Origin of the sequence: Streptomyces harbinensis (assembly GCF_900116145.1) — a bacterium.
In the GTDB taxonomy this organism is placed as follows: Bacteria; Actinomycetota; Actinomycetes; order Streptomycetales; family Streptomycetaceae; genus Streptomyces; species Streptomyces carpaticus.
Genome location: NZ_FPAB01000001.1, coordinates 369,686 through 391,274, shown reverse-complemented (window position 1 = coordinate 391,274; position 21,589 = coordinate 369,686). Strand labels below are relative to the sequence as shown.

The 21,589-nt window shown below is 74.5% G+C and carries 24 protein-coding genes and 1 tRNA gene; 19 read left to right on the top strand and 6 right to left on the bottom strand.

Annotated features, from left to right (window positions below):
• The first annotated feature begins 173 nt into the window (after positions 1–173).
• Positions 174–258: transfer RNA gene (locus BM385_RS01900), tRNA-Leu, on the top strand.
• Positions 259–466: 208 nt separating this feature from the next.
• On the opposite strand, the gene BM385_RS01895 is transcribed toward BM385_RS01900, so the two are convergent.
• Complete coding sequence (locus BM385_RS01895; RefSeq protein ID WP_139275132.1) at positions 467–1,060, bottom strand: hypothetical protein; 594 nt, start codon at positions 1,058–1,060, stop codon at positions 467–469.
• A 431-nt stretch (positions 1,061–1,491) separates the two neighbouring features.
• Here BM385_RS01895 and BM385_RS01890 point away from each other — a divergent pair, with 431 nt between their 5' ends.
• From BM385_RS01890 to BM385_RS01845, 10 genes are all read left to right on the top strand, one after another.
• On the top strand, positions 1,492–1,782 hold the full coding sequence (locus BM385_RS01890) for a gas vesicle protein GvpO (protein WP_093841966.1): 291 nt from the start codon (positions 1,492–1,494) through the stop codon (positions 1,780–1,782).
• A 22-nt stretch (positions 1,783–1,804) separates the two neighbouring features.
• Positions 1,805–2,248: a gas vesicle protein GvpJ gene (gvpJ, locus tag BM385_RS01885; protein ID WP_093841965.1), complete on the top strand. Its 444-nt coding sequence runs from the start codon at positions 1,805–1,807 to the stop codon at positions 2,246–2,248.
• A gap of 1 nt (position 2,249) precedes the next feature.
• Positions 2,250–3,017, top strand: a complete 768-nt coding sequence (locus tag BM385_RS01880; protein WP_037755470.1) for a GvpL/GvpF family gas vesicle protein — start codon at positions 2,250–2,252, stop codon at positions 3,015–3,017.
• Between the two features lies 1 nt (position 3,018).
• Positions 3,019–3,282, top strand: coding sequence for a gas vesicle protein GvpG (locus BM385_RS01875; RefSeq protein WP_019432327.1), 264 nt, complete (start codon positions 3,019–3,021; stop codon positions 3,280–3,282).
• Between the two features lie 33 nt (positions 3,283–3,315).
• Positions 3,316–3,615: a hypothetical protein gene (locus BM385_RS01870; RefSeq protein WP_093841964.1), complete on the top strand. Its 300-nt coding sequence runs from the start codon at positions 3,316–3,318 to the stop codon at positions 3,613–3,615.
• Complete coding sequence (locus tag BM385_RS01865; RefSeq protein ID WP_019432325.1) at positions 3,612–3,974, top strand: gas vesicle protein; 363 nt, start codon at positions 3,612–3,614, stop codon at positions 3,972–3,974. Before BM385_RS01870 ends, BM385_RS01865 begins: the two co-directional genes overlap by 4 nt.
• Complete coding sequence (locus BM385_RS01860; protein WP_093841963.1) at positions 3,971–4,837, top strand: GvpL/GvpF family gas vesicle protein; 867 nt, start codon at positions 3,971–3,973, stop codon at positions 4,835–4,837. Before BM385_RS01865 ends, BM385_RS01860 begins: the two co-directional genes overlap by 4 nt.
• A complete protein-coding gene (locus BM385_RS01855; protein ID WP_019432323.1) occupies positions 4,827–5,054 on the top strand; it encodes a gas vesicle protein in 228 nt (75 codons plus the stop codon). Before BM385_RS01860 ends, BM385_RS01855 begins: the two co-directional genes overlap by 11 nt.
• 14 nt (positions 5,055–5,068) lie before the next feature.
• A complete protein-coding gene (locus tag BM385_RS01850) occupies positions 5,069–5,332 on the top strand; it encodes a gas vesicle protein K (RefSeq protein WP_037755490.1) in 264 nt (87 codons plus the stop codon).
• A gap of 259 nt (positions 5,333–5,591) precedes the next feature.
• Positions 5,592–6,956 (top strand): cytochrome P450, encoded by a 1,365-nt coding sequence (locus tag BM385_RS01845; RefSeq protein WP_217650928.1) that lies wholly within the window; start codon positions 5,592–5,594, stop codon positions 6,954–6,956.
• A gap of 30 nt (positions 6,957–6,986) precedes the next feature.
• Here BM385_RS01845 and BM385_RS01840 read toward each other — a convergent pair whose 3' ends face one another.
• Together BM385_RS01840 and BM385_RS01835 are read right to left on the bottom strand one after the other, a co-directional pair.
• On the bottom strand, positions 6,987–7,940 hold the full coding sequence (locus tag BM385_RS01840; protein WP_093841962.1) for a TIGR03557 family F420-dependent LLM class oxidoreductase: 954 nt from the start codon (positions 7,938–7,940) through the stop codon (positions 6,987–6,989).
• Between the two features lie 29 nt (positions 7,941–7,969).
• Positions 7,970–9,031 (bottom strand): NAD-dependent epimerase/dehydratase family protein, encoded by a 1,062-nt coding sequence (locus tag BM385_RS01835; RefSeq protein ID WP_093841961.1) that lies wholly within the window; start codon positions 9,029–9,031, stop codon positions 7,970–7,972.
• A 217-nt stretch (positions 9,032–9,248) separates the two neighbouring features.
• Here BM385_RS01835 and BM385_RS01830 point away from each other — a divergent pair, with 217 nt between their 5' ends.
• Positions 9,249–9,836 carry a hemerythrin domain-containing protein gene (locus BM385_RS01830; RefSeq protein ID WP_019432318.1) on the top strand — a complete coding sequence of 196 codons (588 nt, stop codon included), beginning with the start codon at positions 9,249–9,251 and terminating at the stop codon, positions 9,834–9,836.
• A gap of 63 nt (positions 9,837–9,899) precedes the next feature.
• Here the strand turns inward: BM385_RS01830 and BM385_RS01825 are convergent, their stop codons facing one another.
• The 3 genes from BM385_RS01825 to BM385_RS01815 all read right to left on the bottom strand — a co-directional run bounded on the left by BM385_RS01825 (position 9,900) and on the right by BM385_RS01815 (position 13,651).
• Positions 9,900–11,276 (bottom strand): MFS transporter, encoded by a 1,377-nt coding sequence (locus BM385_RS01825; protein WP_093841960.1) that lies wholly within the window; start codon positions 11,274–11,276, stop codon positions 9,900–9,902.
• Positions 11,277–11,567: 291 nt separating this feature from the next.
• Positions 11,568–12,743: a zinc-dependent alcohol dehydrogenase gene (locus BM385_RS01820; protein WP_019432316.1), complete on the bottom strand. Its 1,176-nt coding sequence runs from the start codon at positions 12,741–12,743 to the stop codon at positions 11,568–11,570.
• Between the two features lie 35 nt (positions 12,744–12,778).
• Positions 12,779–13,651, bottom strand: coding sequence for an SDR family oxidoreductase (locus BM385_RS01815; RefSeq protein WP_019432315.1), 873 nt, complete (start codon positions 13,649–13,651; stop codon positions 12,779–12,781).
• Positions 13,652–13,779: 128 nt separating this feature from the next.
• On the opposite strand from BM385_RS01815, the gene BM385_RS01810 reads away from it, so the two are divergent.
• The 7 genes from BM385_RS01810 to BM385_RS01780 are packed head-to-tail and all read left to right on the top strand — an operon-like array spanning position 13,780 to position 21,477.
• On the top strand, positions 13,780–14,781 hold the full coding sequence (locus tag BM385_RS01810; protein ID WP_019432314.1) for an NAD-dependent epimerase/dehydratase family protein: 1,002 nt from the start codon (positions 13,780–13,782) through the stop codon (positions 14,779–14,781).
• Positions 14,782–14,835: 54 nt separating this feature from the next.
• Positions 14,836–16,500, top strand: a complete 1,665-nt coding sequence (locus BM385_RS01805) for a carbamoyltransferase family protein (protein WP_093841959.1) — start codon at positions 14,836–14,838, stop codon at positions 16,498–16,500.
• Entirely contained in the window at positions 16,497–17,531 is a 1,035-nt protein-coding gene (locus tag BM385_RS01800; RefSeq protein WP_093841958.1) for a glycosyltransferase family 2 protein, read from the top strand. Before BM385_RS01805 ends, BM385_RS01800 begins: the two co-directional genes overlap by 4 nt.
• Entirely contained in the window at positions 17,524–18,153 is a 630-nt protein-coding gene (locus tag BM385_RS01795; RefSeq protein ID WP_093841957.1) for a D-glycero-alpha-D-manno-heptose-1,7-bisphosphate 7-phosphatase, read from the top strand. The genes BM385_RS01800 and BM385_RS01795 overlap by 8 nt, the downstream gene beginning before the upstream one ends.
• Positions 18,150–19,259, top strand: coding sequence for a glycosyltransferase family 9 protein (locus tag BM385_RS01790; RefSeq protein ID WP_093841956.1), 1,110 nt, complete (start codon positions 18,150–18,152; stop codon positions 19,257–19,259). Before BM385_RS01795 ends, BM385_RS01790 begins: the two co-directional genes overlap by 4 nt.
• Complete coding sequence (locus tag BM385_RS01785; RefSeq protein ID WP_093841955.1) at positions 19,256–20,221, top strand: glycosyltransferase; 966 nt, start codon at positions 19,256–19,258, stop codon at positions 20,219–20,221. The genes BM385_RS01790 and BM385_RS01785 overlap by 4 nt, the downstream gene beginning before the upstream one ends.
• Positions 20,221–21,477 carry a glycosyltransferase gene (locus tag BM385_RS01780; protein ID WP_093841954.1) on the top strand — a complete coding sequence of 419 codons (1,257 nt, stop codon included), beginning with the start codon at positions 20,221–20,223 and terminating at the stop codon, positions 21,475–21,477. The genes BM385_RS01785 and BM385_RS01780 overlap by 1 nt, the downstream gene beginning before the upstream one ends.
• Positions 21,478–21,589: the final 112 nt, after the last annotated feature.

The following is a 21,589-nucleotide window of genomic DNA, read 5'->3' as shown; positions in this document are numbered from 1 at the left end:
AAGAAGAGCCTGATTGGGAGCGCTCCCATGAACCCACCGCCGGGAGAGTGCGTCAAGACATCGCGCAAATCCCCACCACATCCCACCGAAGTCACCAAATGATCACACGCGGTCAAGGTCCCGACCACCCGGCGAAGCTTGGTATCGTTGTCGTCGTCGCAACGACACACCTCGTCCGGGTGGCGGAATGGCAGACGCGCTAGCTTGAGGTGCTAGTGCCCTCTTATGGGCGTGGGGGTTCAAGTCCCCCCTCGGACACTTCGGAAAAACCCCAGCTGAGCTGGGGTTTTTCGTTTCTCCGCCGGCCTTCGGAGGCGCGGCGTGAACAACCACGTGACCAACGGAAGTGATCTCGCTCCGTCAGGGCGACCGATCGGGGCCACGCAGAAGTGGACGGCCCGGTGCATCCGGGGCAGGGAGGCGACGAGCCCGTGGGCCCGGCCGGTGGCTCCCGGTGGGCGGTGGGTCAGTCGCAGGGAATCACGAAGTCCTTGTTGTAGTAGCGCGTGTCGGGGTCGATGACGTGCTCGTCACCGACGTGTTCCGGACCCCGTTGAAAGAAATTGAACATGACATCGTAGACGCCGCATCCCTCCAGCGGCGCCGATTGCGGGGCGACAGCACTTCCCCAGCTCCTCGTCTGTGTGATGTCACCCGTGTTGTACACGAGAATCTGCGAGGTGCCCTTGCTGACCGAACCGTCGGACCTCCAGTAGGCCGGAGCGCCCACGGTGGCGGCGTTCCAGACGCCGAGCCAGTTCTGCCAGATGCTGTCCTGGGTGTAGATCTTGACTTTCACGTTTCCCTGCGCATCGACCAGAAGGCAGACCCGCGTGGACACATACGTTTTTCCTCCCCTGCCGTAGAAGCTCTCCCAGGGGCGGCAGTACTCGCCGGGGACCGGCGACTGGTCCTGGACGGTCCGGTCGCCCATTGCGCTCGCGTTCGTCGCGGTAGCCGGGCTCGCCAGCGTCCCCACCGCGATCATTGCCGAGACCGCCGCCGCTGTGACTCGGCTCTTGCTCCCCAGGATTCCATTCCGGCGCTTTCGGGCCTTCACGTTGCCTCCGGTAGTTCCGCGCCTTCCGGGCGAAGTCACGATGACTCAATGGCCCATTACCCGTGCACCGGAAAGGGCAGTGCCGACATCACCCCATCGAATGAAGTGCCTCTGTCGACCACGTGCGGCCGAGCCGATGGCTTGGGCCAACGGCTGACCGCATGAAGTCTTTTCGGAACGTGCTCGGTCACGTGAAGGCAGTGAGTGCAGCCCAGGAGTGCCGAGAGCGTTCCCGGCAACTCCTCATCGGGGAGGGCGCTTCCCGGGCCCGCTCGGCCAATTCGTCGACCGGCGAGACGGTCACCGTGCTCCGGGGCGGCCCTGTCGGCGGCCCCACCACGGGCGGGCGCGCCACCCGACCGGCCCGCAGGGGCGGTCCCAACAGCTCAACAGCGGGTGCGCCCGCCGGGGCGGCGTGACGTGATGGGGGCATGGCAGACCACCCTGCCAAGCGCCGTCCCGCCCCCGTCAAGGGGCCCGTCGGCGCCGCCCGCCGGGCCGGGCACCGCCTGGCCGCGCTCACCGGGCACACGGTCGACGGCGTATCGGCCGTCAGTCCCATCGACAAGGGATGGCGGGTACGCGTCGACGTGGTCGAAGTGCCCCGCATCCCCGACACCACCAGTCTGATGGCCACCTACGAGGTCGATCTCGACCGCGACGGCCGTCTCGTGCAGTACGAGCGGGTGCGCCGCTACCGCCGGTGCGCCACCGACGACTGACCTCCGACCGAGGGAGAGCCTCATGAGCACGACCACCACCACCTACCGGGATGATGTCGCCTGCGTGCCGCGTACGGGCACCCTCTACGACGTCATCGACATCATCCTCGACCGTGGCATGGTCATCGATGTCTTCTTGCGGGTCTCCCTCGTCGGGATCGAGATCGTCAAGGTGGACATAAGAATCGTCATCGCCAGCGTCGACACGTATCTGCGGTTCGCCGAAGCCTGCAACCGCATGGACCTGGAGGCCGACACCCGCAGCCGCACCGTCCCCGAACTCTTCGGCGGCGCGGGCGGTGGCGGCATGGTCCGCAAGGCCGGGGAGAAGGGCGCCAAGCACGCCGCCAAGGCCGGCGAGAAGAAGGCCAAGGGCGTGGCCAGCAAGGCCAAGAAGGCCGCGGGCGGGGCCAAGGACAAGGTCAGGAGCGCACTGCCGGGCAGACTCGGAGAGGCCGGGGACTGAGATGAGCCGCATCTACGTGTACGGCGTCGTCCGTACAGGTCATCCGCTGCCCACCGGGCCGACCGGGGTGGGCAGCCCGCCCGAACCGTTGCGCGCCCTGCCCGCCGGAGCGCTGACGGCGGTCATCAGCGCCGCACCGGACGGGATGCTGGCCAGGCGCCGCGACATCATCGCCCACCAGGACGCCCTGCTCGCGCTGGCCGCCACCGGACCGGTGATCCCGATGCGCTTCGGGTCCCTGGCACCCGATGAGGACACCGTACGGGCTCGGCTGTCCGACCGCCCCGAGGAGCAGCTGGCCGTCCTGGAACGCCTCGCGGGCCGGGTGGAGATGAACCTCAAGGCGCTCGTCGTGGAGGACGCGCTGCCGCAGCTGCTGCGCGAGGACGGCCGGCTGCGCCGGCTGCACAGCCAGCTGCGCGCCCACCCCGGCTACGAGGCGAGCATCCGGCTGGGCCAGGCCGTCGCCGAGGGACTGCAACGGCGGGCGCTGCGCGCCGCCGTCCGTACCCGGGACCGGATCCGCGCTCTGGCGGACGACACGGCCGCCGGGCCCGAACTGGACGGCTGCGTCCTCAACCTGTCCTTTCTGCTGCGCCGCGAGGCGGAGGAGGAATTCCGGGCCACGGTCGCCGACTGCGTGGCCGAGTACACCGGGCACGCCGACTTCCGGCTCTCCGGTCCGCTGCCCTGCTTCAGCTTCACCGCCCTCCCCGGCCAGGCCGCGCCGGCCCGCCGCTCGGCCCCCACCACCGCCCGGGCGCGCTGACATGGGCCTGTTCTCCGAAATCCTGCTGCTCCCGCTCGCCCCGGTGCGGTTCACCGGCTGGGTGGCCGGCCGGATCACCGACGCGGCCGAGGAGGAACTGTACGACCCCGCGCCCCTGATGACCCGCCTCCGGGAGCTGCACCTGGCCCTGGAGGAAGGCGAGCTGACCCCGGAGGAGTTCGAGGAGCGGGAGGAGCGGCTGCTGCTCGCCATCCAGCAACGGCAGGAACCGCAGCACGAGCCGCCCCCGTACGTCACCGGCTGACCGTATCTCCCGCGGAAAGGACTGGCACCGTCGATGGACCACACCAAAGCCGCTCTCGCCGCCGGCATCGCCGGCGGGCGCTTCCAGAGCCATGTGATGCTCGCGGACGAGGAGGACGAGCCGGAGGGCCGCCACCAGAAGATCCACGAAGGCGAGATCGCCGAGGACGGCGACGACGACGGCGAGGAGCGCGAGGACGAGGAGACCGACGACACCGACGACGCGATGGACGAGGACGACGACGAGGACTTCGAGGACGAGGACGAAGACGAAGACGAGGACGACGAGGAAGAGGAAGAGGACGAGAAGCCCCGGAAGCGGGGGCGGCGATGACACGTTCCGTCCACCCCGTCGAGGCGTACGAGCCGCTGGAGCCGTACCCGCCCCGTACCGCCAACCTCGCCGACATCCTCGAACGCATCCTCGACAAGGGCGTGGTCATCGCCGGTGACATCAAGATCGACCTGCTCGACATCGAACTGCTCACCATCCGCATCCGGCTGTTCATCTCCTCCGTCGACACCGCCCGCAAGGCCGGCATCGACTGGTGGGAGACCGAACCCGCCCTCTCCTCACGGGCCGCGCACGACGCCCTGTACGACGAGAACAAGCGCCTGCGGGAGCGGCTGACCGAACTGGAGACCAGCGGCCACCACCGGCACGACCGGCAGAAGGAGACCGAGCAGGCATGACCGAGACCGCCGGACTCACGCGGCCGGCCGCCGGGGCGCAGACGCCGCCCGACGGGACGGCCGTGTGCATCTTCGCCGTCTGCCACGCGCAGACCGCCCCCGACCTGGACGGCCTCACCGGCCACCCCGGCGGGGGACCGGTGCGCACCCTGGCCGCCGGGCCGCTCACCCTCATCGCCCAGAGCGTGTCCGCCGCCGACTTCGCCCCCGAGGCGTGCGCCGAACGGTTCTCCGACCCGGCCGCCCTGGAGAGCTGCGCCCGCGCCCACCACGCGGTGATCGCCGCCGTCGCCCGCGGCGGCCCGGTCGTCCCGCTGCCGCTGGCCACGCTCTACCTCGGTCCGGAACGCGCAACGGCCGCCGTGGCCGGCCGCGCCGACCGGCTGCTGGCCCTGCTGGAACGGCTGTGCCACCGCGCCGAATGGGGCCTCAAGGTGTACCCGGTCCGCTCCACCCCGCCCGCCGCCGACCCGCCCGGGCCGGACAGCGCCCCCGCGGCCGACACCGGACGCGCCTACCTTGACCGGCTCCGCAACCGGCAGCAAGAACGCGAGCGGCAGCACGAGACCGCCTGGCGCACCGCCGAGCACGTGTACGCCGCGCTCGCCCGGCAGGCCGCCGCCGCCCGCCGCCTGCGCCCCCAGGACCCGGCGCTGACCGGCGGCAGCCGGCGGCAGGTGCTCAACGCGGCCCTGCTGCTCGACCACGACCGGGAGCGGGAGTTCCGCGACACCGTCGCCGCACTGGCCCGCGACCCCGCCGTCGCCGCCCACGCCCGGATCGAGGTCACCGGCCCCTGGGTGCCGTACTCCTTCGCCCGCCTGGACGACGAAGAGCAGGAGAGACCCGCCGATGCTCCATGAGCCCGTTGCCTGGCAGCCCGACGAGGGCCCGTACGGCCCCATCGGGGTGCCGCTCGTCGATCTCCTCGACCGGGTGATGGCCACCGGGGTGGTCATCAGCGGCGACCTGGTCATCGCCATCGCCGAGGTGCCCCTGGTGCGGCTGTCCCTGCACGCCCTGCTCTCCTCGGTCAGCGAACGGATGCCCGCCCCGTGGGCGGACAGCGGCCCGTGGTGAGCCCCGGCCGGCGGATGGACCTGGACGAGGACTCGGTCGGCCGCGACCTGGTCGCCCTGGTGCTCACCGTCGTGGAACTGCTGCGGCAGCTGATGGAACGCCAGGCGCTGCGCCGGGTGGACTCCGGCGAGCTGACCGAGGCCCAGGTCGAGCGGGTCGGCACCACCTTGATGCTGCTGGAACAGCGCATGACGGAACTGCGCACCACCTTCGGCCTGCGCCCGGAGGACCTGAACCTCGACCTGGGCCCGCTGGGCTCCCTGCTGCCCCGCGACTGACCCGCGCCGCCCGGCTGCCCGCCCCGGCCGGGCCCGAACGGGTGGCCGCCGTCCCCACCCCGCCTGCCTCCGGCCGCCCGGTGCCGCGCGGCGCGATGCTCGTGGTACCCGAGGGACCGACGAATGGGAGAGCGCACATGGCAGGCGGCGACCGGACGGCCGTACCCCGCAGGCGACACCCCGGGGACGGGCCGGGCCAGGACCGTACCCGCCGCGTCCGGCCGCCCGGCCGGGACCGCCGCGACCCGGCCGGTGCCCGGTGAGCCCCGCCCCGCCCGCCGCCGGGGGCCTGCACCGGGCCGGGCCCGCCGACCGGGCCCGCTTCCTGCTGCGGGTCCTGCTGCCGGGCGCGGCCGAAGGGCTGATCAGACGCCGCCCGTGGGCGATGTCGCTGGCCGAGCGGCTGCGGACCGACCGGGCCGCCATCACCACCCTGCGCGACCTGCGCCACCGGTACGGGCCGAGGCCGCTGCGGCTGAGCGTGGCGGGCCGGTCGCTCGTGCTGCTGCTCGACCCGGACGACCTGGCGCGGCTGCTGCGCGAGACCCCCGACCCCTTCACCCCGGCGTCGTGGGAGAAACGCCGCGCGCTGGAACAGTTCCAGCCGCACGGCTCGCTGATCACCCCGGGACCGGAACGGGCCGCGCGGCGCCGGGCGAACGAGGAGGCCCTGGACAGCGGCCGGCCCGAGCACCGGCTGGCCCCGGCGCTGACCGCCCGGATCCATCAGGAGGCCGCGGCGGTCGCCGAGCGCGCCCGGGCCGGGGGACAGCTGGACTGGGACCTGTTCGCGGCCGGCTGGTGGCGGTCGGTGCGCCGGCTGGTCCTGGGGGAGGCCGCCGCCGACGACACCGCACTGATCGGCCTGCTCGACCGGCTCCGCTCCACCGGCAACTGGTCGATGCTGGCGCCCCGCCGGGGGCGGCTGCGGGCCGCGTTCCTGGACCGGCTGCGCACCGCGATCGACCGGGCCGACCCGGACTCGCTGGCCGGCGCGCTGCGCGCGGGGCCCGCTGCCCGGGAGCACGGGGTCGATCCGGTGCACCAGGTGCCGCACTGGCTGTTCGCCTTCGACGCGGCGGGCGCCGCCACCCTACGCACGCTGGCCCTGCTCAGCTGCCACCCCGACCGGGAGGCGGAGGTCAGGGCCGAGACGGCGGCCCCGTGGCCGGGCACCCGGCGCGAACCGGTCGCCCCGCTGCCGCGGACCCGCGCCGCGGTCCTGGAGGCGGTACGGCTGTGGCCGACCACCCCCGTGCTGCTGCGCGAGTCCACCCGGGCCACCCGCTGGTACGGCACGGTGGTGCCGGCCGGCACGGCGTTCGCCGCCTTCACGCCCTACTTCCACCGGGCCGAGCCACCCACCGGCTACCGCGACCGCTTCGACCCCGACATCTGGCGGGACGGTACGGCGGCCGGCCACCCGGCGCTGGTGCCGTTCAGCGCCGGCCCGGCCGGCTGCCCCGGCGAGCAGGTGGTGCTGCTGACCGCCGGCCACTGGCTGGCCGGGCTGCTGGCGGAAACCCGCTACCGGACGGTCTCGGCGCTGCGCCCGGGCCCGGACCGGCCCCTGCCGGCCACCTTCGACCACACCGGGCTGCGCTTCACCGCCCGGCGCGCCTGATGCCCCGGGCGGTGCTCGGCCCGGGCCGGCTCAGCCCAGGGCGGGCAGCACCCGGGTGCGGTAGAAGTCGAAGAACCCGTCCAGGTCGGGGCCGATCTGGCTGACGTACACCTCGTCGAACCCGGCGTCCCGGCACTCGGCCAGCGCCCGGATGTGCTCCTCGGGGTCGTCGCCCAGCGGCATGGACCCGCCCGCGATCTGCTGCTCCGTCACCAGCTGGGTGGCCTGCTCGAAGTGCTTCGGCTCCGGCAGCAGGGCGGCCAGTTCGCCGGGCAGGAACAGATTGGGCCAGCGCTGGAGCACCGTGCGGGCCGCCCGGTCGCGGTCGGCGTCGTAGCAGACCTTGATGGCGCAGCCGGTCGGGCCGCTCCCGCCGGCGGACCGGAACCGGCGCAGCAGCTCGCCCTCGGGGCCCATGGTGACGAAGCCGTCGCCGATCCTGGCCGCCAACTCGGTGGCGGCCGGCGCGTACCCGGACACGTCGATCGGCACCGGCTCGTCGGGCAGCGTGTACAGCCGGGCGTTCTCCACCGTGTAGTGCCGGCCCCGGTGGCTGATCCGGTTGCCGGTGAAGAGGGCGCGGATCACCTCGACCGCCTCCTCCAGCATCTCCAGCCGGACGGACGCCTCGGGCCAGGCGTCACCGAGGATGTGTTCGTTCAGCGCCTCTCCGGTGCCCACGCCGAGCCGGAAGCGGCCCGGGAGCAGCGCCCCGCAGGTGGCGGCGGCCTGGGCGATGACGGCCGGGTGGACGCGGACGGACGGGCAGGTCACGGCGGTGGCCACCGGCAGTTCGGTGGCCTGGGCGAGCGCCCCGATGGTGGTCCAGACGAACGGGCTGTTGCCCTGCGCGTCGAGCCAGGGATGGTAGTGATCGGAGATCCACAGCGAGCGGAAGCCGGCCGACTCGGCCGCCCGCGCCTGTCCGACCAGGGCGCGGGGGCCGTGGTCCTCGCTGGCCAGGAAGTACCCGTAGGACGTCATGGACGTCGCTCCTTTCGTCGGGGATCCGGTCAGGGCCGCTGTCCGACGCCGGTGGCGAACTCGCGGAGCCGGCCACCGGGCGGATGCGGGTCCAGCGGCGGGGTGGGCGCGCCGGCGTTGTGGCGCAGGCCGTCCACCAGGGCGCGCAGCGCATCCTCGGCGTCGCGTCCGGGCCGCCAGTCGAGTTCGCCGTGGGCGCGGGAGCAGTCCATGACGGGCAGCCGCAGCAGGGTGTCGAGCAGCCCGGGCGAGGCGGGGGTGAGCCGGCCGTGCCAGGCTCCGGCGACGGCGGCGCGCAGCACGGCAGGCGGCAGTTTCAGCCGCCGGGCGCGGAAGATCCGGGCGAGCTGGGCGGGGTCCAGGACGGGATCGGCGGCGAGGTTGAAGGCGCCGTGGACGGGCCGGGTGAGGGCGCGCCGGTAGGCGTCGGCGGCGTCGTCGGTGTGCAGCACCTGGAAGCGCAGCCCGGCGACATCGGGGACGACCGGGGTCAGCTCGGGGCGGGCCAGCGGCCCGAAGAGCAGCGGGCCGACGAAGTAGCGGCGTTGCTGTGCGGCGGAGGCGCGGGAGAAGAGGAAGCCGGGGCGCATCCGGACCACGCGGATGTCCCGCTGCTCCGCCTCGAAGGTGTCCAGCATGCGTTCGACGTACGCCTTCTCGCGGCTGTAGGCGGAGGTGGGGCAGCCGTGGGTGGGCCAGCTCTCGTCCACTGCCCGGTCGGTGGGTCCGGGGGAGTAGGCGGCCACCGAGGAGGCGCAGACCAGGGCCGGCACCCGGGCGGCGGCCACCGCCTTGAGCACCCGGGCGGTGCCCAGCACATTGGTGCGCCAGGTCTCGGCCGGGTCGCGGGTGGGCTGGATCAGCCAGGCGAGGTGCACGACCGCGTCGGCGCCCCGGAAGAGGTCGGCGAGCGGCGGCCCGTCCCCGTCGGACGCGCGCAGATCGACCTGCCGCCAGGTGGTCTTGTCCGCCTGCCATCGGGGTTTGCGGCGGGCCAGGCCGGTGAGGGAGGTGACGGCGGGATCGGCGGCCAGAGCGCGGACGACGGCGCTGCCGACGTTCCCGGTGGCGCCCACGATGACGACGCGCATGAGGGATCCCTTCCTTCCGGAAAACGGTGCGGGCACGGTTGATCGCCGCCCGGCCGGGTACCCGGCTGCGGCTGCGCGACACCCGGTCGATCGGGGGGAACGCCTCGGACGGCGACCGCCGCCGGTCGGCTCCACCGTCCGGTCCCGCCCGTCACCGGGGCTTTCGCGGACCTGGCGTGCAGCGGTACCCGTTGTCGACACGGAGGAGTTGAGGCACATGAGCAGGGCCGACGAGGAGCGGGAGCAGGCCGGGCAGCTGCCCGAGGGCGACGTGGTGGGCATGCTGCTGGAACAGCACGCCCGGATCCGGGACCTCTTCAGCCAGGTGCAGGCCGCGCACGGCGACGACCGCAGGGAGGCGTTCGACCAGTTGCGCGTGCTGCTCGCCGTTCACGAGACGGCGGAGGAGATGATCGTCCGCCCGGTGGCGAAGAAGACGGCGGGCGCGGCGGAGGCCGAGGCACGCAACCAGGAGGAGGCGGAGGCGAACAAGGTCCTGGCCCAGCTGGAGAAGATGGACCTGGAGTCCGCCGAGTTCGAGCGGAAGTTCGCCGAGTTCGAGCGGGCGGTCGCCGAGCACGCCGACCAGGAGGAGCGCGAGGAGTTCCCGGCCATCCGGGCCGGGCGCAGCGAGGAGCAGCTGAAGCAGATGGGCTCCAGTCTGCGGGTCGCCGAGGCCACCGCGCCGACCCATCCGCATCCCTCGGCGGCGGGCAAACCGGCGGCCCAGTGGGCGGTGGGGCCGTTCGTGTCGATGGTCGACCGCACCCGGGACGCCATCAACGCGGCGCGGTCCAAGCACTGAGCGGCGGCGGAGTACGGCCGGGGGCGGGCCGCGGGGCCCGCCCCCGGACCGGTGGCCCGCCGGTCAGCTCACGGTCACGGCGGCGGGTGCGCGGTCGCCGTCGGTCACCCGAGCGGGTACGGGGACGCGTACCGGCTCGGGCTGCTCCACCGGCTCCACCGGCTCCGGGGCGGCGGCGATCTGCCCGGCGGCGTCGGCGACGGTGCGGCGCGCCCGGCGGGCGTGCACCGCGAGACCGGCGACCGCCGGCAGCGCCACCACCAGGCCGCCGATCACCAGCGCCGCCCGGGGGCCCGTCCACTCCATGAGCAGCCCGATGGCGGGCGGCCCGACCAGCCCCCAGCCGGTGCTCAGACTGCGCCACACGCCCAGGACCCGGCCGCGCATGGCGGGCGGCGGGTCGGTCTGGAGCACGGTGGTGCCCGCGGTGTCCGAGACGGACTCCACGATCGCCATGGGGATCACCAGGAGCACCAGCAGGCCGAGCGTGGGGGAGAGCCCGGCGGCGATCTGGAACGCCGCGCCGATGGCCGACATCGCGGCGACCAGGCGTACCGAGGGTCGCTGGAGCACACCGGCGAGCAGCGCGCCGGCGATCCCGCCGACGGCCAGCGCGGTGGACACGGTGCCGAAGGAGCCGGCGCCGCCGGCCAGCGGGCCGGTGACCAGTACGGCCAGGGTGAGTGTGTAGTTGCGGCCGAAGACCGAGCTGAGCGCGGTGATGGCGGCGAGCAGCACCAGCTGCGGCCGGCCCAGGAAGAAGCGCAGCCCGTCGCGGGCGCCGCCGCCCGCCCGCTGCCGTGAGTCGTCCGGCTCGTCCGGCCCATCCGCGCGCGGGTCCGCCGGTGCGGCGGGCTCCGGCTCCGGGGCGGTCTCCGGTTCCTCGGCGGACCGGTCGACCAGCTTCAGGAAGGGGATGACGGCGGCGACGAAGACGAAGGAGAAGCCGTTGGCCACGAAGGCCGAGGCGGTGCCGAAGAGCAGGACCGCGCCGCCCGCCAGCGCGGTCCCGGCCAGCCGCCCGATGCTGTGCACCGCCGAGCCCAGCGCGATGGCCGAGGGAACGTCGCGGCGCGGCACCAGGTCGTTGCCGAGCAGGGCGCAGGCCGGGCCGTCCACCGTGCTGATGATCCCGGTGACGGCGGCCAGCGTCAGCAGCACCGGCACGTTCAGCAGATCCAGCGCGACCAGCGCGGCGGTGGTGAAGCCGACCGCGCCGAGGGCCACCTGGCTGACGGCGGCGGTCAGCTTGCGCGGCCAGCGGTCGACGGCCGCGCCGCCGAGGAGACCCAGCAGCAGCCCGGGCCCGGCCTGGACCGCGAGCGAGAGCCCGGTCATGGCGGCCGATCCGGTCACCTGGAGCACCAGCAGGCTCTGCACGGTGAGCTGCATCCAGGTACCGGCGTTGGAGACGAGGTTGGCGAGTGACCACCAGCGCATGCTGGGGTATCGCAGGGAGCGCCAGGGGTTGTGGCCCCGGGCGCGGCGGAGGCGCTGAGGAAGCATGGGGGTGTCCGGTGCCCGGCGGGCGGATCGTGCGGCGCGGGCTCCGGTGCACCGCGTTCGGCGCAGACCACCGTGGCAGAAAGCCGGCCCGCCGGGAAGACCAAGATCGTTCCCACCGGGCCGGTACGGGATGTCCGCCTTGTCCCGCACCGGATGCGGGCCTGTCGTGGCGTTGCTCACACACCACGGGAGGCCCGGTCCCGGCGGCGGGCAGGGCCCTCGGGATCACGGCTTGAGGATCACCTTGCCGGTCTCCTTCAGCTGGAAGCGCTCGTACGCCTCGGCCGCCTGCTCCAGCGGCAGATGGTGGGTGGCGAACTCGTCCACCCCCAGCGGATCGTCGGCCCCGAGCAGCGGCAGGATCTCCGGGATCCAGTGCTTCACATTGGCCTGGCCCATCCGCAGCTCGATCTGCTTGTCGAAGAGGGTGAGCATCGGCAGCGGATCGGCCATGCCGCCGTAGACCCCGCTGAGCGCGATGGTGCCGCCGCGCCGCACGATGTCGATGGCGGTGTACAGGGCGGCCATCCGGTCCACGCCCGCCTTGCCGGCCATCCGCTCGGCCAGACGCTGGGGCAGCAGCCCGGCGATCGTCTGCAGGGTGGAGCCGCCCGGGCTGCCGTGCGCCTCCATGCCGACCGCGTCGATGACGGCGTCCGGGCCGCGCCCTGCGGTGAGGTCGCGGACGGCGGCCCCGATGTCCTCGTGCAGGGTCAGGTCGAGCGTCTGCACCCCGCGGGCCGCCGCCCGGGAGAGCCGCTCGGGCACCAGGTCGATCCCGATCACCTGCCCGGCACCCCGGTGGCGGGCGATCCGGCAGGCCATGTCCCCGATCGGGCCAAGACCCAGCACGGCGAGCGAGCCGCCGGGCGTCACCCCGGCGTGCTCGACGGCCTGCCAGGCGGTCGGCAGCACGTCGGAGAGATACAGATACCGGTCGTCGGGCACCCCCTCGGGCACCTTGACCGGCCCGTACTGGGCCTGCGGGACCCGCAGGTACTCGGCCTGGGCGCCGGGCACCGAGCCGTACAGCTTGGTGTAGCCGAAGAGCGCGGCGCCGCTGCCCTCCCCGCGCACCTGCGTCGTCTCGCACTGCGTCTGGAGTCCGCGCCGGCACATGAAGCAGGTGCCGCAGGCGATCTGGAACGGCACCACCACCCGGTCGCCCGGGGCGATGCCGGTGACGTCCGCCCCGGTCTCCTCCACCACCCCCAGCGGTTCGTGGCCCAGGATGTCGCCCGGGGTCATGAACGGTCCCAGCACCTCGTACAGGTGGAGGTCCGAGCCGCACAAGCCGGTGGAGGTGATGCGCACCAGCGCGTCGGTGGACTGCTGGATCACCGGATCGGGGACCTGCTCGACGCGGACGTCCCGCTTTCCGTGCCAGACGGCGGCTTTCATACAGGCTCCTGTTCCTTGTCGTCGGTCTCGGTCGTTCAGGGCAGCGGGGCGCCGCCGGTGGCGTTGACGATCTCGCCGGTGATGAACGACGCGTCCTGCGAGGCCAGGAAGACGTAGGCCGGCGCCATCTCGGCGGGCTGCGCGGGGCGTCCGAAGGCGGACTTGGCGCCGAACTCGCTGGTGTCCGGCAGCGTCGCGGGGATCAGCGGCGTCCACACCGGCCCGGGCGCCACCGCGTTGACCCGGATGCCGCGCTCCGCCAGATGACTGGCAAGACCGTGGGTGAAGGTGACGATGGCGCCCTTGGTCATGGCGTAGTCCAGCAGGTGCGGCCCGGGGTGGTACCCCTGCACCGAGGTGGTGTTGATGACGCTGCCGCCCTCGCTCAGGTGCGGCAGGCACATCTTCGTCAGCCAGAACATGCCGTACAGATTGGTCCGCACCACCTGGTCGAACTGTTCGGTGCTGATGCCCTCGATGCTGTCGGGCTGCGCCATCTGGTGGGCGGCGTTGTTCACCAGGACGTCCAGGCCGCCGAACTCGGCGACCATGCGGTCGGTCAGCGCCCGGCACTGCTCCTCGTACCGGATGTCGCACTCCACGGGAACGGCCCGGCGGCCCGCCTCGGTCACCAGCCGGGCGGTCTCCCGTGCGTCGTCCGCCTCGCCCGGCAGGTGGGTGAAGAGCACGTCCGCGCCCTCCCTGGCGAAGGCCAGGGCCACGGCGCGGCCGATGCCCGAGTCGCCGCCGGTGATCAGGGCCCGCCGCTCCCGCAGCCGGCCGCAGCCCCGGTAACTGTCCTCGCCGTGGTCGGGCCGCGGGGCCATCTCCCCGGTGGCGCCGGGCGGCTGCTGGGACTGCTGCGGGAACTCCGGGCTCGGGTGACGGTCGGCCGGGTGCTCACTCATCGCGGTCGCCTCTCCTTGTCGCGGTCGGGGATGCGTACCGGTTCGGGTACCTCACGCGCGAGGAAAAACTCCTGTTTGTCGGAGTTTCGTCCGGGTACTTGGGGCGGTGGTCACCGAAGGGAGAAGACATGCGAGGCACCCGGGACCGTGCCGCGGCGGTCCAGCCGTCCCGGCCCGACGCACCCCGCTACCGGCACGCCGTGGTCACCGGAGGAGCGGGGTTCGTCGGCTCTCATCTGTGTGCCGAACTGCTCGACCGGGGCACCGAGGTCACCTGCGTCGACGATCTGTGCACCGCGCACCCCGACCACGTACGGGCCCTGACCGGCCGGCCCGGCTGCACCCTGCTGCGCGCGGACGTCACCGAGCCGTTCTCGGTGGCACAGCCGGTGGACCTGGTGCTGCACTTCGCCTCGCCGGCCTCTCCCGCCGACTATCTGCGGCTGCCGCTGCACACCCTGGAGACCGGCAGCCTGGGCACCCGCAACGCCCTCGCCCTGGCCCGGGAGCACGGGGCGCGGTTCATCCTGGCGTCCACCTCCGAGGTGTACGGGGACCCGCTGGAGCATCCGCAGAGCGAACGCTACTGGGGCAACGTCAACCCGGTGGGCCCGCGCAGCGTGTACGACGAGGCGAAACGGTTCGCCGAGGCGCTGACCGTGGCGGAGGCCGAGGTGCACGGCACCGACGCCGGGATCGTCCGGCTGTTCAACACCTACGGTCCGCGGATGCGCGGCCACGACGGCCGCGCGGTGCCGACGTTCATCCGCCAGGCGCTGGCCGGCGAGCCGCTGACCGTCACCGGGGACGGCCGGCAGACCCGGTCGCTCACCTATGTGGCGGACACCGTCGCCGGTGTCCTGGCGATGGCCGGGTCCGAGCTGCGCGGCCCAGTCAACATCGGCAACCCGGACGAGATCACCATGCTCGACCTGGCCCGGCTGGTGATCCGGCTGACCGGCTCCTCCTCCGGGGTCCGGCTGATCGACCGGCCCACCGACGACCCGATGGTGCGCTGCCCGGACATCACCTTGGCGCGCGGCAAGCTCCAGTGGGAGCCGCGGGTGACCGCGCCGGACGGACTGGCCCGCACCATCGCGTGGTTCCGCGCCCGGGAGCGCGGCGACTGACCCACCCGCTCCCCGCTCTTCCCCCTGACGAACGACGCCTGTTGCGGAGGTCCCATGCGTGTGCTCGGTATCAACGCCCTGTTCCACGATCCGGCGGCGGCGCTGGTGATCGACGGGGAGACGGTGGCCGCCGCTGAGGAGGAACGATTCTCCCGCCGCAAGCACGGCAAACGCCCGGTGCCGTTCGCCGCCTGGGAACTGCCGGAGCGCGCGGCGGCCTGGTGCCTGAGCCAGGCCGGGCTGCGCCCCGGCGACCTGGACGCCGTCACCTACTCCTACGACCCCGCACTCGCGCACCCGGCGCGGGAACTCGGCCTCGACGACCCGTGGGACGACCTGCGCCAGCTCTACGCCCGGCAGGCGCCCGCGTTCCTGTGCGAGGCGCTGCCGGGACTCGACCCCGCACAGGTGCGGTTCGTCCCGCACCACATGGCGCACGCCGCCTCCTCCGCCTTCGCCGCGCCGGACGCCGAGGACTGCTCGGTCCTGGTGCTCGACGGACGCGGCGAGGCCACCTCGCACCTGGCGGCGCGCCGCACCGGGCAGGCGCTGGAGCCGCTGTACGCGCAGCGGCTGCCCCACTCGCTGGGGCTGATGTACGAGGAACTGACCGAACACCTGGGTTTTCTGCGCTCCAGCGACGAGTACAAGGTGATGGCGCTGGCCTCCTACGGGAACCGCGACCGCTATCTCGGCGAGCTGCGGCGCCGCATCCACCCCACCGGGGACGGCGGCTTCGTGGCGGCCGGGGTGCCGTGGGCCGAGCTGTGTGCCGCCCGCGGACCGGGCGAGGCCTGGACGCCCGAGCACGCCGATCTGGCGGCGGCCGGGCAGGCGGTGCTGGAGGAGACACTGCTGGACCTGGTGCGCTGGCTGCACGGCGAGACGCATGACGCGGTGCTGACGCTGGCCGGCGGGGTGGCGCTCAACTGCGTGGCCAACTCGCGGATCGCGGCCGAGGGCCCGTTCTCCCGGGTGTGGGTGCAGCCGGCCTCCGGCGACGCCGGTACGGCCCTGGGCGGGGCGCTGTGGCACGCGGCGGACGCCGATCCGGCGCCGGCCCGGCCGATGGCCGGCGCCGACCTGGGGCGCGGCTGGTCGGAGGCGGAGCTGGAGGCGTGGCTGAAGACCGCGGCGGTGCCGTTCGAACGTCCGGCCGATGTCGCGGCCACGGTGGCCGAGGCCCTGGCGCAGAACGCGACGGTGGCCTGGTTCCAGGGCCGCGCCGAGTTCGGGCCGCGGGCGCTGGGGCACCGCTCGCTGCTGGCACACCCCGGCCGGTCCGGCAATCTGGAGCGGCTGAACGACATCAAGGGTCGCGAACAGTTCCGCCCGGTGGCGCCGATGGTGCTCGCCGACCGGGCGGCCGAGCTGTTCGAGGGGCCGCTGCCCAGCCCGTACATGCTGTTCGTCCACGAGGTCCGGCCGGCCTGGCGGGAGCGCATCCCGGCCGTGGTGCACGTGGACGGCACCGCGCGCATCCAGACGGTCGACCCGGCCACCGAGCCGCTGGTGGCCCGGATGCTGAGCAGGTTCGATGAGCTGACCGGCCTGCCGGTGGTGGTGAACACCTCGCTCAACACCGCGGGCCGCCCGATGGTCGACGATCCGCGCGACGCGCTGGAGTGCTTCGGTTCCGCCCCGGTGGACCTGCTGGCCCTCGGCCCGTTCGTGGTGCGCCGCCGGGGGCTGTACGCGGGAAGCGGGGGCCGGGCATGAGCGCGCCGGACCCGGAGTACGCGGTGGTGATCCCGACCCTGGGACGCCCCTGTCTGAACCGGGTGCTGGCCGCACTGGCCGAGGGGGACGGCCCGTGGCCGGCCCGGGTGATCCTGGTGGACGACCGGCCGCCGCACGATCCGCGCCCGCTGCCGGTGGAGGTGCCGGCGGAACTCGCCGCCCTGATCGAGATCGTGCCGGGCTGCGGGCGCGGCCCGGCCGCCGCCCGCAACACCGGCTGGCGGCGGGCTCCCGAGCCGTGGATCGCCTTCCTGGACGACGATGTGGTGCCGGGCCCGCACTGGCGGCGGGCCCTGGCCGCCGACCTGGCCGCCGCGGGCGGCGGCACCGGCGGGGTCCAGGCGCGGATCAGTGTGCCGCTGCCGCCCGGCCGGCGGCCCACCGACTGGGAGCGGAGCACCGCCGGGCTCGCGACCGCCAGCTGGATCACCGCCGACCTGGCGTACCGGCGGTCCGCGCTGCTGGACGCGGGCGGCTTCGACGAACGGTTCCCCCGGGCGTTCCGGGAGGACGCCGATCTGGCGCTGCGGGTGCTGGCGGCGGGCTGGGACCTCACGGTGGGGGAGCGGCGCACGGCGCATCCGGTGCGCCCGGCCGGGCCGTGGGCCTCGGTGCGCGCCCAGGCGGGCAACGCGGACGATGTGCTGATGGCCCGGCTGCACGGCCGCGACTGGCGGCGGCGGGCGCGGGCGCCGCGCGGCCGTTTCCCCGCCCACGCGGCGGTGACGGCGGCGGGTGCGGCGGCGCTGGTCGCGCTGGGGACGGGACGGCGGCGGGCGGCGCTGATGAGCGGGGCGCTGTGGCTGGCGGGCACGGCCGAGTTCGCCGCCGCGCGGATCCGGCCGGGGCCGCGTACCGGGCCGGAGCTGTGGCGGATGGTGCTCACCAGCGCGGCGATCCCGCCGGTCGCGGTGGGGCACTGGGCGCTGGGGCTGGCCCGGCACCGGGGAGTCACCCCGCAGCCGGTGTTTAAATCGGACATATCGGGCAACTCTCCGGGGCATGGCTGACGACTCGGCAGCCGGGGCCCGCCCCTGGCTCTTTCCGCCCGGTCCCTCCCGCCCGGCCTCGCTCCACCCCGGCGGCCGGCGGCGCGGGCCCCGGGCCGTGCTGTTCGACCGGGACGGCACCCTGATCGAGGACGTCCCCTACAACGGCGACCCCGCCCTCGTCCGGCCGCTGCCCCGGGTCCGCGCCGCCCTGACGCTGCTGCGCGACCACGGCGTGGCCCTCGGCGTGGTCAGCAACCAGTCCGGCGTCGCCCGGGGCCGCATCGGACACGCCGAGGTCGCGGCGGTCCGCACCCGGGTCGAAACCCTGCTCGGCCCCTTCGGCGTCTGGGCCGTCTGCCCGCACGGCCCCGCCGACGGCTGCGGCTGCCGCAAACCCGCCCCCGGCCTCGTCGCGGCGGCCTGCCGCCGGCTGGGCGTCGCCCCGCGCCACACCGTCGTGATCGGCGACATCGGCAGCGACCTGGACGCCGCCCGCGCCGCCGGAGCCCACGGCGTCCTGGTACCCACCCCGGCGACCCGGATCGCCGAGGTCGCCGCCGCGCCCCACCGCGCCCCCGACCTGCTGACCGCCGTACGCGCCCTGCTGCGGCCCGCCCCCGGCACGGCGGGCGCCCCGTGACAGCGCCCGGCACGCTCCCGCACACCCTCGTCGTCCGGCTGGACAGCGCGGGAGACGTCCTGCTGGCCGGACCCGCCGTCCGGGCCGTCGCCGCCGGCTCCCGGTCCGTCACCATGCTCTGCGGCCCGCTGGGCGAGGCCGCCGGCCGCCTGCTGCCGGGCGTGGACCGGGTGGAGGTGTTCGACGCGCCCTGGGTGCGGCTGGCCGCCCCCGCCACCGACCCGGCGGAGGTGGCCCACCTCGTGCGCCGCATCGAGCGCGGCGGCTACGACCGCGCCCTGATCCTGGCGTCCCAGCACCAGAGCCCGCTGCCCGCCGCCCTGCTGCTCAAGCTCGCCGGCATCCCCTGGATCGGCGCCGACAGCGAGCACTACCCCGGCTCCCTGCTGCAACTGCGCCACCACCGCGCCGCCCACCGGCACGAGGCCACCGCCGCGCTGGAACTCGCCGAGGCCGCCGGATTCCGGCTGCCGGACGGCGACCGCGGCGAACTGCGCGTGCGCACCCCACCGGACACCAGCGCACTCACCGGCGAGGAGCCCTACCTCGTCCTGCACCCCGGAGCCGCCGTCCCTGCCCGGACCTGGAGCGCCGACCGCGCCGCCCGGGCCGTCGCGGTGCTGGCCGCCGCCGGACACCGGGTCGTGGTCACCGGCAGCCCCCAGGAGGCCGATCTCACCCGGCACGTCGCCGGACGGCACGCCCTGGACCTGGGCGGGCGCACCCACATGGGGGAACTGGCCGGCGTGCTCTCCCGCGCCCGGCTCACCATCGCGGGCAACACCGGCCCGGCCCATCTGGCCGCCGCCGTCCGCACCCCCGTCATCAGCCTCTTCGCCCCCGTCGTCAGCCCGGAGCGCTGGCTGCCCTACCGCGTCCCCCACCTGCTGCTCGGCCGGCAGGACTCGGCCTGCGCGGGCAGCCGGGCCCGCGAATGCCCGGTCGACGGCCACCCCTGCCTGGACTCCATCACCGACGAGGAGGTCCTGGCCGCCGTCGAGCGGCTGACCGTCAGCGCCGCCCCCGGCATCCGCCCGGCAACGGCACCGGCAACAGCAGCTGCACCCGCACCGGCATCGGCACCCGCACCGGAGGAACGGACATGAACATCCTCATGTGGCACGTGCACGGCTCCTGGACGACCGCGTTCGTCCAGGGCCCGCACACCTATCTGCTGCCGCTGCTCCCCGGGCGCACCGCCGACGGACGCGGCCGGGCCGACAGCTGGAACTGGCCCGCCTCGGTACGCGAACGCACCCCGGAACAACTGCGCGACGCACCGGTCGACCTGGTGGTGCTCCAGCGCCCGCACGAGGCGGAGCTGGCCGAACGGTGGCTCGGCGGGCGCCGCCCCGGCCGCGACATCCCCGCCGTCTACCTGGAACACAACGCCCCCGACGGGAACGTCCCCGACACCCGGCACCCGTGCGCCGACCGCGACGACCTCACCCTCGTCCACGTCACCCACTTCAACCGGCTCTTCTGGGACAACGGCCGCGCCCCCACCACCGTCGTCGAACACGGCGTCGTCGACCCCGGCCACCGCTACAGCGGCGAACGGGCCGCCGCCGCCGTCGTCGTCAACGAGCCGCTGCGGCGCGGCCGGACCACCGGCACCGATCTGCTGCCGGAACTGGCCCGCTCCGTCCCGCTGGAGATCTTCGGCATGGGTACCGCTGACCTGCCCGCCCGGCTCGGCATCCCCGAACCCCGCTGCCGGGTGCGCGAGCTGCCGCAAGAGCGGCTGCACACCGAGATGGCCCGCTGCCGGGTCTATCTGCACCCGGTGCGCTGGACCTCGCTCGGGCTCTCCCTCGTCGAAGCCATGCACCTGGGCATGCCGGTGGTCGCCCTCGCCACCACCGAGGCGGTGGAAGCGGTACCCCCCGGTGCCGGGGTGCTCTCCACCCGGCCCGAGGTGCTGGCCGAGGCGGCGGCCCGCTACGCCCGCGACCCGGACGCCGCCCGGCAGGCCGGCGCGGCGGCCCGGCAGGCGGCGCTGGCCCGGTACGGCCTCAAACGGTTCCTCGCCGACTGGGACCGGCTGATCGAGGAGGTGATCCGCTGATGCGGCCCCCATGGCCCGGCCCGGCCGAACCCCTGGAGATCGCCCTGGTCTCCGAACACGCCAGCCCGCTGGCCGCACTCGGCGGCGCCGACGCCGGCGGCCAGAACGTGCACGTCGCCCAGCTGGCCGGACAACTCGCCGAACGCGGCCACCGGGTGACCGTCTACACCCGCCGCGACTGCGCCACCCTGCCCCGCACCGTCCGCATCCGCCCCGGCCTGGAGATCCGGCACGTGCCCGCCGGGCCGGCGCACAGCCTGCCCAAGGACGAGCTGCTGCCCCACATGCCGGAGTTCAGCGAGTTCCTGGAACGCGAGTGGACCCGCAGACCGCCCCACCTGGCCCACGCGCACTTCTGGATGTCCGGCATCGCCACCTGGTGGGCGACCCGGGCCCTCGGCATCCCGTTCGTCCACACCTTCCACGCGCTCGGCAGCGTGAAGCGCCGCCACCAGGGCGCCGCCGACACCAGCCCGCCCGGGCGCATCGACTGGGAACGGCAGATCGGCTCGCACTGCGACATCACGGTGGCGACCTGCCGCGACGAGGTCACCGAACTCGTCGCCCTCGGCGTGCCGGTGGGCAAGGTGCGGGTGGTGCCGTGCGGAGTGGACCCCCAGTGGTTCTCCCCCCGGCCCCGCCCGGCGCAGGACGCGCCGCCGCACGGACGCCCGTTCCGGCTGCTGCACATCGGGCGGCTGGTGCCGCGCAAGGGCGCCGAGGTCGCCATCGAGGCGCTGGCCCGCGTCCCCGGCGCCGAACTGGTCATCGCCGGCGGCTCCCCGGGCGCCGCACCCGGCCGGGACCCCGAGGTACGGCGGCTGCGTGCCGTCGCCCGGCGCTGCGGCGTCACCGACCGCGTCCGCTTCGCCGGCGCCGTGCCCCGCCCCGAGGTGCCCGCCCTGATGCGCGGCTGCGACCTGGTGCTGTGCCCGGCCACCTACGAGCCGTTCGGCATCGTCCCGCTGGAGGCCATGGCCTGCGGCGTACCGGTGGTCGCCAGCGCCGTCGGCGGGCAGCTGGACACGGTCGCCGACCCGGCCACCGGACGGCTCGTACCACCGGGCGACCCGGCGGCGCTGGCCGCCGCCGTCACGGAACTGCTCGACGACCCCGCGCAGCGCGCGGCGTGCGGCGCGGCCGGACGCCGCCGGGTCCTCACCCGCTACCGCTGGGCCTCGGTGGCCGAGGCCACCGAACGCGTCTACCGCGACCTGCGCGTCCGCGACCCGGCGCCCGCCGTCCACCGCGTCTGACCGCACCGCGGCGCGCGCACCCCGCGCGCCACGACCGCGTCCGGCCACCCGGCCGGCGGGAGAACCCGCCCCCGACCCCGACCGCCACAGACCGCCACAGAAAGGATCGCCC

Coding starts and splice junctions, on each gene's coding strand:
- BM385_RS01890 (WP_093841966.1), top strand. CDS start 1,492: ATGGCAGACCACCCTGCCAAGCGCCGTCCCGCCCCCGTCAAGGGGCCC.
- gvpJ (WP_093841965.1), top strand. CDS start 1,805: ATGAGCACGACCACCACCACCTACCGGGATGATGTCGCCTGCGTGCCG.
- BM385_RS01880 (WP_037755470.1), top strand. CDS start 2,250: ATGAGCCGCATCTACGTGTACGGCGTCGTCCGTACAGGTCATCCGCTG.
- BM385_RS01875 (WP_019432327.1), top strand. CDS start 3,019: ATGGGCCTGTTCTCCGAAATCCTGCTGCTCCCGCTCGCCCCGGTGCGG.
- BM385_RS01870 (WP_093841964.1), top strand. CDS start 3,316: ATGGACCACACCAAAGCCGCTCTCGCCGCCGGCATCGCCGGCGGGCGC.
- BM385_RS01865 (WP_019432325.1), top strand. CDS start 3,612: ATGACACGTTCCGTCCACCCCGTCGAGGCGTACGAGCCGCTGGAGCCG.
- BM385_RS01860 (WP_093841963.1), top strand. CDS start 3,971: ATGACCGAGACCGCCGGACTCACGCGGCCGGCCGCCGGGGCGCAGACG.
- BM385_RS01855 (WP_019432323.1), top strand. CDS start 4,827: ATGCTCCATGAGCCCGTTGCCTGGCAGCCCGACGAGGGCCCGTACGGC.
- BM385_RS01850 (WP_037755490.1), top strand. CDS start 5,069: ATGGACCTGGACGAGGACTCGGTCGGCCGCGACCTGGTCGCCCTGGTG.
- BM385_RS01840 (WP_093841962.1), bottom strand. CDS start 7,940: ATGACGTCCTACGGGTACTTCCTGGCCAGCGAGGACCACGGCCCCCGC.
- BM385_RS01835 (WP_093841961.1), bottom strand. CDS start 9,031: ATGCGCGTCGTCATCGTGGGCGCCACCGGGAACGTCGGCAGCGCCGTC.
- BM385_RS01830 (WP_019432318.1), top strand. CDS start 9,249: ATGAGCAGGGCCGACGAGGAGCGGGAGCAGGCCGGGCAGCTGCCCGAG.
- BM385_RS01825 (WP_093841960.1), bottom strand. CDS start 11,276: ATGCGCTGGTGGTCACTCGCCAACCTCGTCTCCAACGCCGGTACCTGG.
- BM385_RS01820 (WP_019432316.1), bottom strand. CDS start 12,743: ATGAAAGCCGCCGTCTGGCACGGAAAGCGGGACGTCCGCGTCGAGCAG.
- BM385_RS01815 (WP_019432315.1), bottom strand. CDS start 13,651: ATGAGTGAGCACCCGGCCGACCGTCACCCGAGCCCGGAGTTCCCGCAG.
- BM385_RS01810 (WP_019432314.1), top strand. CDS start 13,780: ATGCGAGGCACCCGGGACCGTGCCGCGGCGGTCCAGCCGTCCCGGCCC.
- BM385_RS01805 (WP_093841959.1), top strand. CDS start 14,836: ATGCGTGTGCTCGGTATCAACGCCCTGTTCCACGATCCGGCGGCGGCG.
- BM385_RS01800 (WP_093841958.1), top strand. CDS start 16,497: ATGAGCGCGCCGGACCCGGAGTACGCGGTGGTGATCCCGACCCTGGGA.
- BM385_RS01795 (WP_093841957.1), top strand. CDS start 17,524: ATGGCTGACGACTCGGCAGCCGGGGCCCGCCCCTGGCTCTTTCCGCCC.
- BM385_RS01785 (WP_093841955.1), top strand. CDS start 19,256: ATGAACATCCTCATGTGGCACGTGCACGGCTCCTGGACGACCGCGTTC.
- BM385_RS01780 (WP_093841954.1), top strand. CDS start 20,221: ATGCGGCCCCCATGGCCCGGCCCGGCCGAACCCCTGGAGATCGCCCTG.